The organism is Pseudomonas sp. 05T35, assembly GCF_056396605.1.
Map to the genome: position 1 here is coordinate 1 of NZ_JBFTLU010000043.1, position 15,964 is coordinate 15,964.

Annotated in this window: 16 protein-coding genes; 2 read left to right on the forward strand and 14 right to left on the reverse strand. The window is 59.9% G+C overall.

Annotation, left to right across the window (positions count from 1 at the left end):
- Both fliK and AC1DH9_RS05325 read left to right on the forward strand, forming a co-directional pair.
- A partial coding sequence (gene fliK / locus AC1DH9_RS05320) for a flagellar hook-length control protein FliK (protein ID WP_477807891.1) occupies positions 1 to 1,405 on the forward strand: 1,405 nt, incomplete at its 5' end.
- Complete coding sequence (locus AC1DH9_RS05325; RefSeq protein WP_427539018.1) at positions 1,402 to 1,731, forward strand: EscU/YscU/HrcU family type III secretion system export apparatus switch protein; 330 nt, start codon at positions 1,402 to 1,404, stop codon at positions 1,729 to 1,731. The genes fliK and AC1DH9_RS05325, both read left to right, overlap by 4 nt.
- Before the next feature lie 133 nt (positions 1,732 to 1,864).
- On the opposite strand, the gene AC1DH9_RS05330 is transcribed toward AC1DH9_RS05325, so the two are convergent.
- The 14 genes from AC1DH9_RS05330 to AC1DH9_RS05395 form a co-directional block, all read right to left on the reverse strand.
- Positions 1,865 to 2,257, reverse strand: a complete 393-nt coding sequence (locus AC1DH9_RS05330; protein WP_427539021.1) for a DUF2802 domain-containing protein — start codon at positions 2,255 to 2,257, stop codon at positions 1,865 to 1,867.
- Positions 2,258 to 2,743, reverse strand: coding sequence for a chemotaxis protein CheW (locus tag AC1DH9_RS05335; protein ID WP_019692361.1), 486 nt, complete (start codon positions 2,741 to 2,743; stop codon positions 2,258 to 2,260).
- A gap of 76 nt (positions 2,744 to 2,819) precedes the next feature.
- Positions 2,820 to 3,716 (reverse strand): CheW domain-containing protein, encoded by an 897-nt coding sequence (locus AC1DH9_RS05340; RefSeq protein WP_427539024.1) that lies wholly within the window; start codon positions 3,714 to 3,716, stop codon positions 2,820 to 2,822.
- 33 nt (positions 3,717 to 3,749) lie between these two features.
- Positions 3,750 to 4,538 carry a ParA family protein gene (locus tag AC1DH9_RS05345; protein ID WP_054596306.1) on the reverse strand — a complete coding sequence of 263 codons (789 nt, stop codon included), beginning with the start codon at positions 4,536 to 4,538 and terminating at the stop codon, positions 3,750 to 3,752.
- A gap of 50 nt (positions 4,539 to 4,588) precedes the next feature.
- Positions 4,589 to 5,476, reverse strand: coding sequence for a flagellar motor protein MotD (gene motD, locus AC1DH9_RS05350; RefSeq protein ID WP_427539028.1), 888 nt, complete (start codon positions 5,474 to 5,476; stop codon positions 4,589 to 4,591).
- A gap of 12 nt (positions 5,477 to 5,488) precedes the next feature.
- Positions 5,489 to 6,229 carry a flagellar motor protein gene (locus AC1DH9_RS05355; RefSeq protein WP_477807892.1) on the reverse strand — a complete coding sequence of 247 codons (741 nt, stop codon included), beginning with the start codon at positions 6,227 to 6,229 and terminating at the stop codon, positions 5,489 to 5,491.
- Positions 6,229 to 7,356, reverse strand: a complete 1,128-nt coding sequence (locus AC1DH9_RS05360; RefSeq protein ID WP_427539031.1) for a protein-glutamate methylesterase/protein-glutamine glutaminase — start codon at positions 7,354 to 7,356, stop codon at positions 6,229 to 6,231. The genes AC1DH9_RS05355 and AC1DH9_RS05360 overlap by 1 nt, the downstream gene beginning before the upstream one ends.
- 49 nt (positions 7,357 to 7,405) lie before the next feature.
- On the reverse strand, positions 7,406 to 9,646 hold the full coding sequence (locus AC1DH9_RS05365; protein ID WP_427539034.1) for a chemotaxis protein CheA: 2,241 nt from the start codon (positions 9,644 to 9,646) through the stop codon (positions 7,406 to 7,408).
- A 54-nt stretch (positions 9,647 to 9,700) separates the two neighbouring features.
- On the reverse strand, positions 9,701 to 10,489 hold the full coding sequence (locus tag AC1DH9_RS05370) for a protein phosphatase CheZ (RefSeq protein ID WP_054596301.1): 789 nt from the start codon (positions 10,487 to 10,489) through the stop codon (positions 9,701 to 9,703).
- A 30-nt stretch (positions 10,490 to 10,519) separates the two neighbouring features.
- Positions 10,520 to 10,891: a chemotaxis response regulator CheY gene (locus AC1DH9_RS05375; RefSeq protein ID WP_008006721.1), complete on the reverse strand. Its 372-nt coding sequence runs from the start codon at positions 10,889 to 10,891 to the stop codon at positions 10,520 to 10,522.
- Between the two features lie 166 nt (positions 10,892 to 11,057).
- Complete coding sequence (gene fliA, locus AC1DH9_RS05380) at positions 11,058 to 11,798, reverse strand: RNA polymerase sigma factor FliA (RefSeq protein WP_007894214.1); 741 nt, start codon at positions 11,796 to 11,798, stop codon at positions 11,058 to 11,060.
- Positions 11,795 to 12,625: a flagellar synthesis regulator FleN gene (gene fleN, locus AC1DH9_RS05385; RefSeq protein ID WP_019692370.1), complete on the reverse strand. Its 831-nt coding sequence runs from the start codon at positions 12,623 to 12,625 to the stop codon at positions 11,795 to 11,797. Before fleN ends, fliA begins: the two co-directional genes overlap by 4 nt.
- A gap of 114 nt (positions 12,626 to 12,739) precedes the next feature.
- Entirely contained in the window at positions 12,740 to 14,071 is a 1,332-nt protein-coding gene (gene flhF / locus AC1DH9_RS05390; protein ID WP_427529958.1) for a flagellar biosynthesis GTPase FlhF, read from the reverse strand.
- Positions 14,072 to 14,082: 11 nt separating this feature from the next.
- A partial coding sequence (locus AC1DH9_RS05395) for a flagellar biosynthesis protein FlhA (protein ID WP_477807893.1) occupies positions 14,083 to 15,964 on the reverse strand: 1,882 nt, incomplete at its 5' end.

A 15,964-nucleotide genomic window follows, 5' to 3' on the forward strand; every position in this document is an offset into this window, starting at 1 on the left:
GACTTTCCAGCTGCTGCTCAARGTCACTCTGGACAGTGGCCGTCAGACCACCGTGCAAGCCACCAGCAACCAGCCTCTGCCTCAAGGTACCAACCTGACGGTCAGCCAACCTTCAGCCGGCAGTCTGGCGATTACTGTGCAACAGGCCATCGCCTCCAACATCGCCACCCTCACCCGTCTCGACACCTCACAACTGCCGGTCGGCACCTTGCTGCAAGGTAAAGTCCTGACGACCCAGCTGATGCCGCAAACACCGGGGCAGCCGGCGGTCTATCGCTCGCTGGTGAGTGTGCTCAATACCGCGCTCAGTGGCAGCACCCTGAGCATCGACAGCCCGCAGCCGTTACGTATCGGCAGCCTGCTCAGCGCCTTGGTCCAGGGCGCGCAAAGCCTGAGCTTCGTGCCACTGGCCAGTCGTCAGGAGCAACTGGCGGTGAGTCAACAACTGCTGGCCCAGCAAAGTCGCCAAGGCTCATTGAGCGGGCTGATCGATGCCCTGCAAAACCTGCCAGCCTCCGACACCACCGCCGACGACCTGCGCGCCGCCGTCGACAAACTGCTCGCCGACCTGCCAGACGTTCAGCAACTGAGCACCCCCAAAGGTTTGGCGCAGGCGCTGGTCAACAGCGGGCTGTTTCTGGAAAGCAAACTGCTCACCGGACAGAACCCGGCCCTGACACCGGACCTGAAAGGCAATTTGCTGCGATTGATCGCACAATTGGCCCCCGACCTGCCGGCCAATACCAGTTTCAACGCAGTCATCGCCGCCAACACCCTGGCCCAGGTGCTACCAAGCTTTGTCCGCAGTGCCCTCGGCACCCTCGGGCAGGTCAGCGCCAAACCGCAGCCGAGCAACTTCCCCCTGCCCTCGCGGTTGCTGCAAAGCCTGGAAGGTGAAGGCGATCTGGAGCATTTGCTGCGCCTGGCCGCCGCAGCCGTTTCGCGCCTGCAGAGCCATCAGTTGTCGAGCCTGGAACAGACCGGCATGACCGAGGATGGCAAGCTGCAAACCACCTGGCAGCTGGAAATCCCCATGCGTAACCTGCAAGACATCGTGCCGTTGCAGGTCAAGTTTCAACGCGAGGACACCCCCGAGAAGGAACAACACGAGAAATCCGTCGAGCGCGAGCCGAAACAACGGCTCTGGCGAGTCGAGCTGGCGTTCGACATGGAACCGCTCGGGCCGTTGCAGATCCAGGCACAGCTGGCCCAGGGCAAACTCTCCAGCCAGCTCTGGGCCGAACGGCCTTATACCGCCAGCCTGATCGAGAGCAACCTGGATGGCTTGCGCGCGCAGCTGCTGGCATCGGGCCTGAATGTGGGCGACCTGAACTGCCACCTCGGTACACCGCCCCAAGGCAATCAAACCCGTCTCGAACAACGCTGGGTCGACGAAACCGCATGAACAACCCCACGCCACCGCGCCAGGCCATCGCCCTCAAATACGACGGCAGCCGCGCCCCAACGCTCACCGCCAAAGGCGATGACGAACTGGCCGAAGCGATTCTGAAGATCGCCCGCGACTATGAAGTGCCGATTTATGAGAATGCCGAGCTGGTGAAGTTACTGGCGAGGATGGAGTTGGGTGAAAGCATCCCTGAAGAGCTCTACCGCACGATTGCCGAGATTATTGCGTTTGCGTGGAAACTGAAGGGCAAGTTTCCGCAAGGGTTTGGTTCTGAGGAGACGATAGTGGAGCGGGATGTGACAGAACGCGGGGAGGATTACTGAGACTTCGAGGACGCCATCGCGAGCAGGCTCGCTCCCACAAGGGATCGGTGGTGGACACAAAATGTGTGAACGCCGCCAATTCATTGTGGGAGCGAGCCTGCTCGCGATGGCAATCTCAGCCCAATCGCAAAAATCAGTTCTTGTGCAACTTGCTCATCAACTCCGCCTCTGCCTGGGTCAGGCCGCAGGACTGGGTCAATTCGTCGACGCTGGCGCCCATCCCCACCAGGCGGGCTGCCTGGGCGAATGACAGGCTCGACGGGTCGCGCTGCTCAAGCTGGGCCAGCTTGTCCGGCAAGGGGCCGACCACCGCACGCAGTTCATGCAGGTCTTCACCCATGCGCACGTTACCGTTCTGGTAGTCGTCGACGCGCTTGGCCAGGTCCTTGATGCGCTGATCTCGCAACGCATCGCCCTGGGCTTGCAGCGCTGCCAGCTCTCGCTGTTTGCGCGTGTAAGCCAGGAACATCGCCAGGGTTCCTGCCCACAGGAGCCCCAGTACAATGACAGCAACCTCGAGAATCAATCAGATACTCTCCAGTTCCGACCACTCTTCTTCGCTCATCATCTTGTCCAGCTCGACCAGGATCAGCAACTCGTTGTTCTTGTTGCACACGCCCTGGATGAACTTGGCCGATTCTTCGTTACCGACGTTAGGTGCGGTTTCGATCTCGGACTGACGCAGATAAACCACTTCGGCCACGCTGTCGACCATGATCCCGACCACTTGCTTGTCGGCTTCGATGATCACGATACGGGTGTTGTCGCTGACTTCGACAGTGCCCAGGCCGAAGCGCTGGCGGGTGTCGATGACAGTCACTACATTGCCACGCAGGTTGATGATGCCCAGCACGTAGCTTGGCGCACCCGGAACCGGAGCAATTTCGGTATAGCGCAGGACTTCCTGAACGCGCATCACGTTGATGCCGTAGGTTTCATTGTCCAGCTTGAAGGTTACCCATTGCAGGATCGGATCTTCGGAACCCTTTGCAGACGACGCCTTATCATTCATACCCTGACCCCTCGAAAAACCGCCTGTGGCGGTGTGTGTTCTGCCCGGCCGCACTGTGTATGCGGCCAGCTGCTTGTTATGTAGGTTTGTGGGCCGGCTTGCCGCCGCCCATGTGCTTGGCACCACCGCTGGCGATCAACTCCGCCAGCTCCGAGACATCCAGCAACGCACACATGTGCTCGATCACCGTCCCGGCCAGCCATGGCCGTTGGCCCCGATGGCTGCGCCATTTGATTTCATTCGGGTCCAGGCGCAACGAGCGGCTGACCTGATGCACCGCCAGCCCCCACTCGTAGCCCTGAACCGAGATCACGTATTGCAGGCCCTGGCGGAAGTCATCGCGATAACGATCGGGCATGACCCAGCGTGCGGTATCCAGCACCTTCAGGTTGCCGGCCTGGCTTGGCAGAATCCCGAGGAACCATTCCGGCTGACCGAACAACGGCGTCAGCTCATGACCGGCCAACGAGTAAATCGAACCGAGGCACACCAGCGGCACGGCGAGGGTCAAACCGGCGACGTCGAACAACAGGCATTCAAACGGTTCGGCAGCCCAGCTTGGCCGGTCATCGCCGACCACCGGCGGTGGCGTGTTGCTCGGCGGCAGATGGACTTCAACCACTGGCTCAACCAGCGCCTTGAGCAAGGGAGCGACCGTTGAAACCGGCGCCAGAATCGGTGCCGGTGCTTCCAGTACCGGCACGACAACGGGCGCCTCGGCAACCGGCGCTACAACGGGAGGTGCAACCGCTGGCTTTTGTGCATCGCGAGCCTGCTCTTCGAGCACCGCCGCCTGGAACTCGTCCAGTGCGCCTTGCGCCTCAATGGCTTCGACGACCTCGACGACTTCTACAACCTCGGGTAACACCTCGACTTCTGACGACCACTCCTCGGTCGCGTCTTGCAACAACGCATCCAGATAGGACTGCAACGCCAGTTGTGGTCGGCTGGTAATTTTTACTGGCCGGCTCATTGGCACCCCACCCCGGCAGAGAAAAGATTCACCTCAAGCCACCTGCGGAACAAGTTGTTGGGCCAGCAAGTGTTTGAGCAACGCACGATAAGCCAGCACTCCACGGCTTTTGCCGTCGAACTGCGAAGGAGTCAGGCCGGCACGGCTGGCGTCACGCAGTCGGGTATCGACCGGGATGTAGCCTTGCCAGATTTCTTCCGGGTACATGTCGCGCAGCACCCGCAAGGTTCCCAGCGAGGCTTGGGTGCGACGGTCGAACAGGGTCGGCACGATGCTGAACGGCAGCGCCTGTTTACGTGAACGGTTGATCATCGCCAAGGTGTTGACCATGCGCTCCAGACCTTTCACCGCCAGGTGCTCGGTCTGCACCGGGATCACCAGCTGCTGGCTGGCCGCCAAGGCATTGACCATCAGCACACCAAGCAACGGTGGGCTGTCGATCAACGCGTAATCGAAGTCCTGCCACAATTGCGCCAGGCTCTTGGCGATCACCAGGCCCAGGCCACTCTGCCCCGGCGACTGGCGCTCGAGGGTGGCGAGCGCGGTGCTCGACGGCAACAGGGAAATACGTTCGTCGCTGGTCGGCAGCAACAGCTGCCCGGGCAAGCCTTGCGGCACGCTGCCCTTGTGCAGAAACAGGTCGTAGCTGCTGTGTTCCAAGCTGTCAGGGTCGTAACCGAAGTAGCTGGTCATGGAGCCGTGCGGGTCGAGATCGACCACAACCACGCGCTTGCCCGCCTCAGCCAGCAAACCGGCTAAAGCGATGGAGGAAGTGGTTTTACCGACACCACCCTTTTGATTGGCAACTGCCCAGACTCTCATTCAGATTGTTCCTCCCGGTCGAATCAACACAACCGAGAAATAGCTCAACGTTATAAGCCGGGTGACGGAGAATTGACGGCACTCTCGTGTCCCGGCGACTTGATAGTCGTCGGTGCAGTTTGTGTGCCAGCACGCTTCAACGCGGCGTCCGGTTTTGCATTAGCGGTTCCGGTACCGGTCAGGCTGCGGCGTACATCGAGATTTCGCGACACCACCAACACCACGCGCCGGTTACGCGCACGCCCTTCGGCGGTCGCGTTATTGGCCACTGGCTGGAATTCGCCGTACCCCACCGAGGCCAGACGCCCGGGGTTGACACCTTGCATGGCAAGCATGCGCACGATGCTCGCCGAGCGGGCCGAGGACAGCTCCCAGTTGGTCGGGTACTGCGCCGTGCGGATCGGTTGATCGTCGGTGAAACCTTCAACGTGAATCGGGTTGTCGAACGGCTTCAGAATGGCCGCGACCTTGTCGATGATGTTGAACGCGATATCGCTGGGCATGGCATCGCCGCTGCCGAACAACAGGCTGGAGTTGAGTTCGATCTCGACCCACAACTCGTTGCCACGCACGGTCATCTGATTGGAGCTGATCAAATCGCCAAACGCCGCACTGATGTCATCGGCAATGCTCTTGAGCGGATCCTTGCTGGCCTGGGCGATGCCGGCATCGATCTGCTCGCTGTCCTTGACCAGCGGTTTGGCCGGGGTGACCGTCTTCGGACGCTCGTCGCCGATAGGGATCGGCTTGAGGGCATGGTCAGAGTTGGTAAAGACCCCGACCAGCGCTTCGGAAATTTCCTTGTACTTGCCTTCGTTGATCGAAGAGATGGAGTACATCACCACGAAAAAGGCGAACAGCAGTGTGATGAAGTCCGCGTAGGACACCAGCCAGCGCTCGTGGTTGACGTGTTCATCATGCTGGCGACGACGAGCCATGAGGTTATTCCCTTAGTCCATGAAGCCCTGAAGCTTCAACTCGATGGAGCRTGGGTTTTCACCTTCGGYGATCGACAAAATACCTTCCAGCAACATTTCGCGATAACGCGACTGCCGCAACGCGATGGACTTGAGCTTGCTGGCAATCGGCAACAGCACCAGGTTGGCACTGGCCACACCGTAGATGGTCGCGACGAAGGCCACGGCAATGCCGCTGCCCAGTTGCGACGGATCACCCAGGTTGCCCATCACATGAATCAGGCCCATGACCGCACCGATGATACCGATGGTCGGCGCATAGCCGCCCATGCTTTCAAAGACTTTGGCGGCTTCGATGTCACGGCTTTCCTGGGTGTAGAAATCCACTTCCAGAATGCTGCGAATCGACTCGGGCTCAGCGCCGTCGACCAGCAGTTGCAAGCCTTTACGGGAGTAGCTGTCCGGTTCGCTGTCCGCCACCCCTTCAAGACCGAGCAAACCTTCCTTGCGCGCGGTGAGGCTCCAGTTGACCACTCGGTCGATGCCGCCCGCCAAGTCGACGCGAGGCGGAAAGAGGATCCAGCGAAGAATCTGCATGGCGCGCTTGAAGGCACTCATCGGCGACTGCAACAGCGCAGCGCCAATGGTCCCGCCAAGCACGATCAATGCTGCCGGGCCGTTGGCCAAGGCACCGAGATGACCGCCTTCCAGGTAGTTGCCACCAATAATGGCGATGAACGCCATGATGATCCCGATGAGGCTTAAGACATCCATCAGATGCACGCCTCGGCCAGGTGCTTGCCAATATCGTCGAGGCCGTAGATCGCGTCAGCCAGATCGGCTTTGACGATCGCCATCGGCATGCCGTAGATCACGCAACTGGCTTCATCCTGGGCCCAGACCGCGCTGCCGCCCTGCTTGAGCAGACGCGCGCCTTCGCGACCGTCGGCGCCCATGCCGGTCAGGACCACCGCCAGAACTTTGTCGCCGTAGGACTTGGCCGCCGAACCGAAGGTGATATCCACGCACGGCTTGTAGTTCAGACGCTCGTCGCCCGGGAGGATTTTCACCGCGCCACGGCCGTCGATCATCATTTGCTTGCCACCCGGTGCCAGCAAGGCCAGGCCCGGACGCAGGATGTCACCATCCTCGGCTTCCTTGACGCTGATGCGGCAGAGTTTGTCCAAACGCTCGGCGAAAGCCTTGGTGAAGGCCGCCGGCATGTGCTGGATCAGCACGATCGGCGCCGGAAAGTTTGCCGGCAGCTGTGTCAGCACCCGCTGCAATGCAACCGGGCCGCCGGTTGACGTACCAATGGCAACCAGTTTGTAGGCTTTGCGTTTCGGTGCCGGCGACGATGTGCTGGCAACCGGCGCACGCGCAGGAATCGGCGTCGGGGCCGGACGCACAGGCGCCGGCGCACTGCTGCCGAAACTCGACGGGGCCGGTGCCGGGGCTGGCGCGGCGGCTGGAGCCGGAGCGCTGTAGGCGCTGAAACGACGGTTACTGCGCGAAATGCTGTGAACCTTTTCGCACAGCAGTTGCTTGACCTTCTCGGGATTGCGCGAGATATCTTCGAAATTCTTCGGCAGGAAGTCCACCGCGCCGGCATCCAGTGCATCGAGAGTGACCCGAGCGCCTTCGTGCGTCAGCGAGGAGAACATCAAAACCGGGGTAGGACAGCGCTGCATGATGTGCCGCACCGCTGTGATGCCATCCATCATCGGCATCTCGTAGTCCATGGTGATCACGTCTGGCTTGAGGGCCAGGGCCTGATCGATCGCCTCTTTACCGTTGGTCGCCGTGCCGACAACCTGGATACTCGGATCTGCTGAAAGAATTTCCGAGACGCGGCGGCGGAAAAAACCAGAATCATCCACCACCAGGACTTTGACTACCATAAACACTCCGTTAGACGGAGCGAGGCTCAGTCGCCCCGCTCCACCAGAATCAAATACGCCGTGCGGCGTAACGCTTGAGCATGCTCGGAACATCGAGAATCAAGGCGATGCGGCCGTCACCGGTAATGGTGGCGCCGGACATGCCCGGGGTTCCCTGGAGCATTTTGCCCAATGGCTTGATGACCACTTCTTCCTGACCCACCAACTGATCGACGACGAAACCGATCCGCTGTGTGCCCACCGAAAGGATCACCACGTGGCCTTCACGCTGCTCTTCATGAGCGGCGGAGCTGACCAGCCAGCGTTTGAGGTAGAACAATGGCAGCGCCTTGTCCCGCACAATTACCACTTCCTGACCGTCGACCACGTTGGTGCGCGACAGGTCGAGATGGAAAATCTCGTTGACGTTGACCAGCGGGAAAGCAAAGGCCTGGTTGCCGAGCATGACCATCAACGTCGGCATGATCGCCAGGGTCAACGGGACCTTGATGACGATCTTCGAGCCTTTGCCCTTGGTCGAGTAGATATTGATGGTGCCGTTGAGCTGGGCGATCTTGGTTTTCACCACATCCATGCCCACGCCACGACCGGACACGTCGGAGATCTCGGTTTTGGTCGAGAAACCCGGCGCGAAGATCAGGTTGAAGCAGTCGGACTCGCTGAGACGGTCCGCCGCATCCTTGTCCATCAAGCCTTTCTTCACGGCGATACCGCGCAAGACATCAGCGTCCATACCCTTGCCGTCATCAGAGATGGACAGCAGGATGTGATCGCCTTCCTGTTCTGCGGACAGAATCACTTTACCGCTGCGAGGTTTGCCCATCGCCTCACGATCGGCCGGTTCTTCGATACCGTGGTCGACCGAGTTACGCACCAAGTGGACCAGCGGGTCGGCCAGGGCCTCGACGAGGTTCTTGTCGAGGTCGGTTTCTTCGCCGACCAGCTCCAGGTTGATCTCTTTCTTCAACTGGCGCGCGAGGTCGCGAACCAGTCGTGGGAAGCGCCCGAAGACTTTCTTGATCGGCTGCATCCGGGTCTTCATGACTGCGGTCTGCAAGTCGGCCGTGACCACGTCGAGGTTCGACACGGCCTTGGACATGGCTTCGTCGCCGCTGTTGAGGCCCAGACGGACCAAGCGGTTACGCACCAGTACCAGTTCGCCGACCATGTTCATGATTTCGTCGAGACGCGCGGTATCCACACGTACCGTGGTCTCGGCTTCACTGGCCGGTTTTTCCGGGGGCGGTGAGGCCGGTGCGCGAGCTGGGGCCGGTGCAGCAGCGGCAGCAGGTTTAGGCGCTTCGGCTTTTGGCTCGGGCGCTTTAGCCACAGGTACTGGCGCTGCAGCCTTGGCAACTGGCGCCGCCACCGAAGCAGCAGCCGTGCCGACCTCCGTGAACTTGCCTTTGCCATGCAATTCGTCGAGCAGCGATTCGAACTCGTGATCAGAGATCAGATCGCTACCCGCGGCTGCAGCCACAGGTGCCGCAGGCGCCGGAACGGCAGCAATTGCCGATTCCAGAGCATCAACGGCGAAGTTGCCTTTGCCATGCAACTGATCGAGCAGTGCTTCGAATTCGTCATCGGTAATGTCGGAGCTGTCGCCTGCCGCTTTCGGGGCAGCCGGTGCGGCAGGGGCTGCCGCCACTGCATCAGGGGCGAACTGGCCTTTGCCGTGCAATTGGTCGAGCAATGACTCGAACTCGGCATCGGTGATTTCATCGCTGCCGGCAGCCGCTTCAGGTGCCGGGGCTACAGGCGTCCCCGCCTCGGCTTGCGCCTTGACCGCGTTCAGCGAGTCCAGCAGCAGTTCGAATTCATTGTCGGTGATGTCGCCCGATTCGCTTTCAGCGGCAGGTGCTTCAACCACTTCTGCAACTGGTTGCGCCACATCGGCTGTTTGAGGCTCGGCCAAACGGGCCAGAGCCGCCAGCAGTTCCGGTGTAGCCGCGGTGATCGGTGCACGTTCGCGGACTTCGCTGAACATGCTGTTCACCGCGTCCAGCGCTTCGAGAACCACGTCCATCAGTTCCGAGTCGACGCGACGCTCACCCTTGCGCAGGATGTCGAACACGTTCTCGGCGATGTGACAGCACTCCACCAGCTCGTTGAGCTGGAGGAAGCCGGCGCCCCCTTTTACAGTGTGAAAACCGCGAAAAATTGCATTGAGCAAATCCGCATCATCTGGTCGGCTTTCCAGCTCCACCAGCTGTTCGGACAGTTGCTCTAGAATCTCGCCGGCCTCAACCAGGAAATCCTGAAGGATCTCTTCATCGGCGCCGAAGCTCATTAAGGGGGTGCTCCTAAAGGTCTAAAAACCTAAAAAACCTAAAATGCTAAAACTCTAAAATCCTAGGCTGGATAACAAATCGTCCACATCGTCCTGACCGGACACAACGTCTTCTCTTTTATCGGCATGAATCTGCGGACCTTCACCCTGAGAGAGATGTTTTTGCGGATCTTTTTCAGCCAGCATCGCTTCATGGTCATGTTCGATGCCCGCAAAGCGGTCTACCTGACTGGCCATGAGCACGAGCTTGAGCAGGTTGCTTTCTACTTCGGTGACCAATTGAGTCACGCGCTTGATCACCTGACCGGTCAGGTCCTGGTAATCCTGAGCCAGCAGAATATCGTTGAGGTTGCCCGAGACGACCTGGCTCTCCTCGACGCTACGCGTCAGGAAACCGTCGACACGCCGGGCCAGTTCGCGGAATTCCTCGGCACCGACTTCGCGGCGCATGAAACGCCCCCAGTCCGCGCTCAGGGCCTGGGCGTCAGTGCTCAGGCCATTGACCAGCGGAGTACTGTTCTCGACCAGATCCATGGTCCGGTTTGCGGCCGCTTCGGTCAGCTTGACCACATAGGACAGGCGCTCAGTGGCATCCGTGATCTGTGAGACTTCCTCGGCTTGCGGCATGTTCGGGTCAATCTGAAAATTGACGATCGCGCTATGCAGCTCGCGAGTGAGCTTGCCCACCTCCTGGTACAGGCCACGGTCACGGGTCTGATTGAGCTCATGGATCAGTTGCACAGCGTCACCGAACCTGCCCTTTTCAAGGCTTTCGACCAGTTCGTGAGCGTGTTTTTTCAGGGTCGACTCGAAATCGCCCTGTGAAGATTCTCTTTGCTCCATAGCTCCCCCGTGGCGCAGTGGCTCAGCACATCAACCGATGCGTTCGAATATTTTTTCGATCTTCTCTTTCAACGCCTGGGCCGTGAAGGGTTTGACCACATAGCCGTTTACACCGGCTTGAGCGGCTTCGATGATCTGCTCGCGCTTGGCTTCGGCGGTGACCATCAGCACCGGCAGGTGCTTGAGCTTTTCATCGGCGCGCACGTGGCGCAGCAAGTCGATACCGGTCATGCCAGGCATGTTCCAGTCCGTTACCAGAAAGTCGATGCTCCCGCTGTTGAGAACGGGAATGGCGGTAATACCGTCGTCCGCCTCGACCGTGTTGGTGAACCCAAGGTCACGCAACAGGTTCTTGATGATCCGCCGCATCGTTGAGAAGTCATCAACGATGAGGATTTTCATGTTCTTGTCCAATTCGACCTCCAAGCAGTCTTAAACGCGTTCAGCACCTGAACACGCCATTCAATCAATCAGGCAGAGCACTCGACGACTGTCTGGAGCACAACGGATGAAGACCGGCACAGCGTTACACCCTGCCTGTTTCGTTCGCAGTGTCCCCACACTGCTGTCAGCGCGCTCGCCACTCCCCCAAACGCCCCCGCAAACGGGCTGCGCACTGGCTGTGTAACTGGCTGACCCGGGATTCACTGACCCCCAGGACCTCACCGATTTCCTTGAGATTCAGCTCTTCGTCGTAGTACAGCGCCAACACCAGTCGCTCACGCTCCGGCAAGTTGGCAATCGCATCCGCCAGCGCAGCCTGGAAGCGTTCATCTTCCAGGTCACGCGACGGTTCGAGATGAGCACTCGCGCCATCCTCGTGCAGCCCTTCATGCTCGCCGTCCTGCAACAGATCGTCGAAGCTGAACAGGCGACTGCCCAAGGTGTCATTCAAAATCCCGTAATAATCGTCGAGACTCAATTGGAGTTCGGCCGCAACCTCGTGATCTTTAGCGTCACGCCCGGTTTTAGCTTCAATTGAGCGAATCGCATCACTCACCATCCGGGTATTGCGGTGTACCGAGCGTGGCGCCCAGTCACCCTTGCGGACTTCATCGAGCATCGCGCCACGGATACGGATCCCCGCGTACGTCTCGAAACTCGCACCTTTGCTCGCATCGTATTTGGTCGACACTTCAAGCAAACCGATCATGCCTGCCTGGATCAGGTCCTCGACCTGAACACTGGCCGGCAGGCGCGCCAACAGGTGATAGGCAATACGTTTTACCAGTGGCGCGTAACGCTCGATCAGTTCGTACTGCGCGTCACGCGCCGACTTCTTGTACAGGTTGTAACCACTGGCTGTCATAGAACCGGACCCGCAGTTTGCTGCACCAGACGCTCGACGAAAAACTCCAGGTGCCCACGCGGGTTGGCGGGCAACGGCCAGGTATCGACTTTCTGCGCGATGGCCTTGAATGCCAGCGCACACTTGGAACGAGGAAACGCTTCATACACGGCGCGCTGCTTCTGCACCGCCTTGCGCACGCATTCGTCGTAAGGCACCGCACCGACGTATTGTAAGGCGACGTCGAGGAAGCGATCCGTGACCTTGGTCAACTTGGCGAACAGATTTCGTCCCTCCTGCGGGCTTTGCGCCATGTTGGCCAGCACGCGGAAGCGGTTCATGCCGTAATCGCGGTTGAGCAGCTTGATCAGCGCGTAGGCGTCAGTAATCGACGTCGGCTCGTCGCAAACCACCAGCAATACTTCCTGGGCTGCGCGAACAAAACTCACGACCGACTCACCAATACCCGCCGCCGTGTCGATCACCAATACGTCGAGGTTATCGCCGATGTCGCTGAATGCCTGAATCAGGCCAGCGTGCTGGGCCGGGCTCAGGTGAACCATGCTCTGGGTACCGGACGCTGCTGGAACAATGCGAATTCCGCCCGGCCCCTGAAGTAATACATCGCGCAGTTCACAGCGGCCTTCGATGACGTCGGCCAGCGTACGCTTGGGCGTGAGCCCCAGCAGGACGTCGACGTTCGCCAGCCCCAGATCGGCGTCCAGCAGCATGACGCGCCGGCCGAGCTCAGCAAGAGCCAGGGACAAGTTCACTGACACATTAGTCTTCCCGACGCCACCTTTGCCGCCGGTCACTGCGATCACCTGTACGGGATGCATGCTGCCCATGTTCGTTCTTTACCTTGTCTTGCTTAGACGCGGACTACATGACTGGCTGCGCGCTCACTTGTGAACAATGCATGGCAGGCCATCGATGTAGATACAAATCTATTCATTATTACCTCAGCCGACACGCTTGGCCGGGCTGTGGTAGAGGTCAGCGAACATATCAGCCATGGCTTCTTCGCTGGGTTCTTCCTGCATCTGCACGCTAACGGCGCGACTGACCAACTGATGCCGGCGCGGTAAATGTAGATCATCCGGGATCCGTGGCCCGTCGGTCAGATAAGCGACAGGTAATTCGTGGCTGATTGCCAGGCTCAACACCTCGCCCAGGCTCGCTGTTTCATCCAGTTTAGTCAGAATGCAGCCTGCTAGCCCGCACCGCTTGTAACTGTGATAGGCGGCAGTCAGTACCTGCTTTTGGCTGGTAGTGGCCAGCACCAGATAATTCTTCGACTTGATCCCGCGACCGGCCAGGCTTTCCAGCTGCATGCGCAACGCCGGATCACTGGCCTGCAGGCCGGCGGTGTCGATCAATACCACACGCTTGCGCAACAGCGGATCAAGGGCTTGCGCCAGGGACTGGCCCGGGTCGACGTGAGTCACCGAGACATTGAGGATACGCCCCAGGGTCTTGAGCTGTTCCTGGGCACCGATGCGGAAGCTGTCCATGCTCACCAATGCGATGTTCTGCGCGCCGTACTTGAGCACGTAACGCGCGGCCAGCTTGGCCAGCGTCGTGGTTTTGCCCATGCCGGCAGGGCCGACCATGGCGATCACGCCACCCTCTTCCAGTGGTTCGATCTCGGGAGTCACGATCATCCGCGCCAGGTGCGCCAACAGCATGCGCCAGGCCTGGCGGGGCTCTTCAATTTCAGTAATCAGTTCCAGCAGATCGCGCGACAACGGACCGGACAGGCCAATGCGTTGCAGGCGACGCCACAGGTTGGCTTGCTGCGGGCGACTGCCTTGCAACTGATTCCAGGCCAGCGAACCCAACTGCACTTCGAGCAGTTCACGCAGGCCATTGAGTTCGAAACGCATCGAGTCGAAAGCCCGCGGATCAACCCCGGCAGAATGCACAGGCGCTGGAGCAGGACGCGGCCGCTCAGCAAAGGTCGGCTCGATCAACGGTTCCGCAGCAGTCAGCGGCAGGCCGGCAAACAACTGGCGATTGGTGCCGACGCTCGCRTCACCTTCACCGTCGCCACGCAGGCTCAATTCGGCCTGAGCCGTGACGATCCGCGACTGGGTCTTGCGCAACTCGTCTTCGAGTTCAATGTTCGGTACACGCGGTGCCAGTGCCGACAGCTTGTAATCCAGGGCAGCCGTCAGCTCGACACCACCGGCAATCCGGCGATTACCGATAATGGCCGCATCAGCGCCCAGCTCATCACGAACCAGCTTCATGGCCTGACGCATATCGGCGGCGAAAAAACGCTTAACTTGCATAAACCACTACCTCAGCCGTTGGGCCCTACTGTCGCAACGATGGTCACTTGCTTGTTGTCAGGGATTTCCTGATACGCCAACACATGCAACCCCGGCACTGCCAGACGTCCGAACCGCGAGAGCATCGCGCGTACCGGACCTGCTACGAGCAGAATCACCGGTTGACCTTGCATTTCCTGACGCTGCGCGGCGTCGATCAACGAACGTTGCAGCTTCTCTGCCATGCTTGGCTCCAGCAGAACACCCTCTTCCGAGCCTTGTCCTGCCTTCTGAAGACTATTGAGCAATATTTGTTCCAACCTTGGCTCCAAGGTGATCACAGGCAGCTCGGACTCAGTGCCTACAATGCTTTGGACGATAGCGCGCGATACGCCAACGCGAACGGCCGCCACCAGAGCGGCAGTATCTTGACTCTTGGCGGCATTGTTCGCGATGGCTTCGGCAATGCTGCGAATGTCGCGAACCGGAACCTGTTCGGCCAACAAGGCTTGCAGCACTTTGAGCAGCTGCGACAGCGAAACGACGCCTGGCACCAGCTCCTCGGCCAGTTTTGGCGAGCTTTTGGCCAGCAATTGCATGAGTTGCTGAACTTCTTCGTGGCCGATCAGCTCGCTGGAGTGCTTGTACAGAATCTGGTTGAGGTGAGTCGCCACCACCGTACTTGCATCAACCACGGTGTAACCCAGGGACTGCGCCTGCGGACGCTGACTGATTTCGATCCAGACTGCCTCCAGGCCAAAGGCCGGATCTTTGGCGGTGATGCCATTGAGCGTGCCGTAGACCTGCCCGGGGTTGATCGCCAGTTCCCGATCCGGATAAATCTCCGCCTCGGCGAGGATCACCCCCATCAGGGTCAGGCGGTAGGCACTTGGCGCCAGGTCGAGGTTGTCGCGAATGTGCACGGTCGGCATCAGGAAGCCCAGATCCTGGGAAAGCTTCTTGCGCACGCCCTTGATCCGCGCCAGCAACTGACCACCCTGGTTACGATCCACCAGCGGAATCAGCCGGTAACCAACTTCCAGGCCGATCATGTCGATCGGGGTCACGTCATCCCAGCCCAGCTCTTTGGTTTCCATGGCCCGTGCCGGCGACGGCAGCAGCTCCTGCTGGCGCTTGACCTCTTCCAGAGCCTGAACCTTGACGATGTTCTGCTTTTTCCAGAACAGATACGCGGCGCCCGCTGCGACGGCGGCCATGCTGAGAAAGGAGAAGTGCGGCATGCCTGGCACCAGGCCCATGACCGCCATCAAACCGGCCGCCACCGCCAACGCCTTGGGCGAGGCGAACATCTGCCGATTGATCTGCTTACCCATGTCTTCCGAACCGGAAGCACGGGTCACCATGATTGCCGCGGCGGTAGACAGCAGCAGTGATGGCAATTGCGCCACCAAACCGTCACCGATGGTCAACAACGCGTAGACCTTGCCGGCATCGCCGAAGCTCATGCCATGCTGGAAGATCCCGACCGCCATACCGCCAATCAGGTTGATAAACAGAATCAGCAGACCGGCGATGGCGTCACCGCGCACGAACTTGCTGGCACCGTCCATCGAACCGTAGAACTCGGCCTCCTGGGCCACTTCCATACGACGCAGCTTGGCTGCGGGCTGGTCGATCAGGCCGGCGTTCAAGTCGGCGTCGATGGCCATCTGCTTGCCCGGCATCGCATCGAGGGTAAAACGCGCACTGACCTCGGAAATCCGCCCGGCACCTTTGGTCACCACGACGAAGTTGATGATCATCAAAATCGCGAAGACCACGATACCGACCACGTAGTTACCGCCGATCACCACCTCGCCGAAGGCCTGGATCACCTTGCCGGCGGCGGCATGGCCGTCCTGACCGTGGAGCATCACCACCCGGGTCGAAGCCACGTTCAACGCCAGTCGCAGC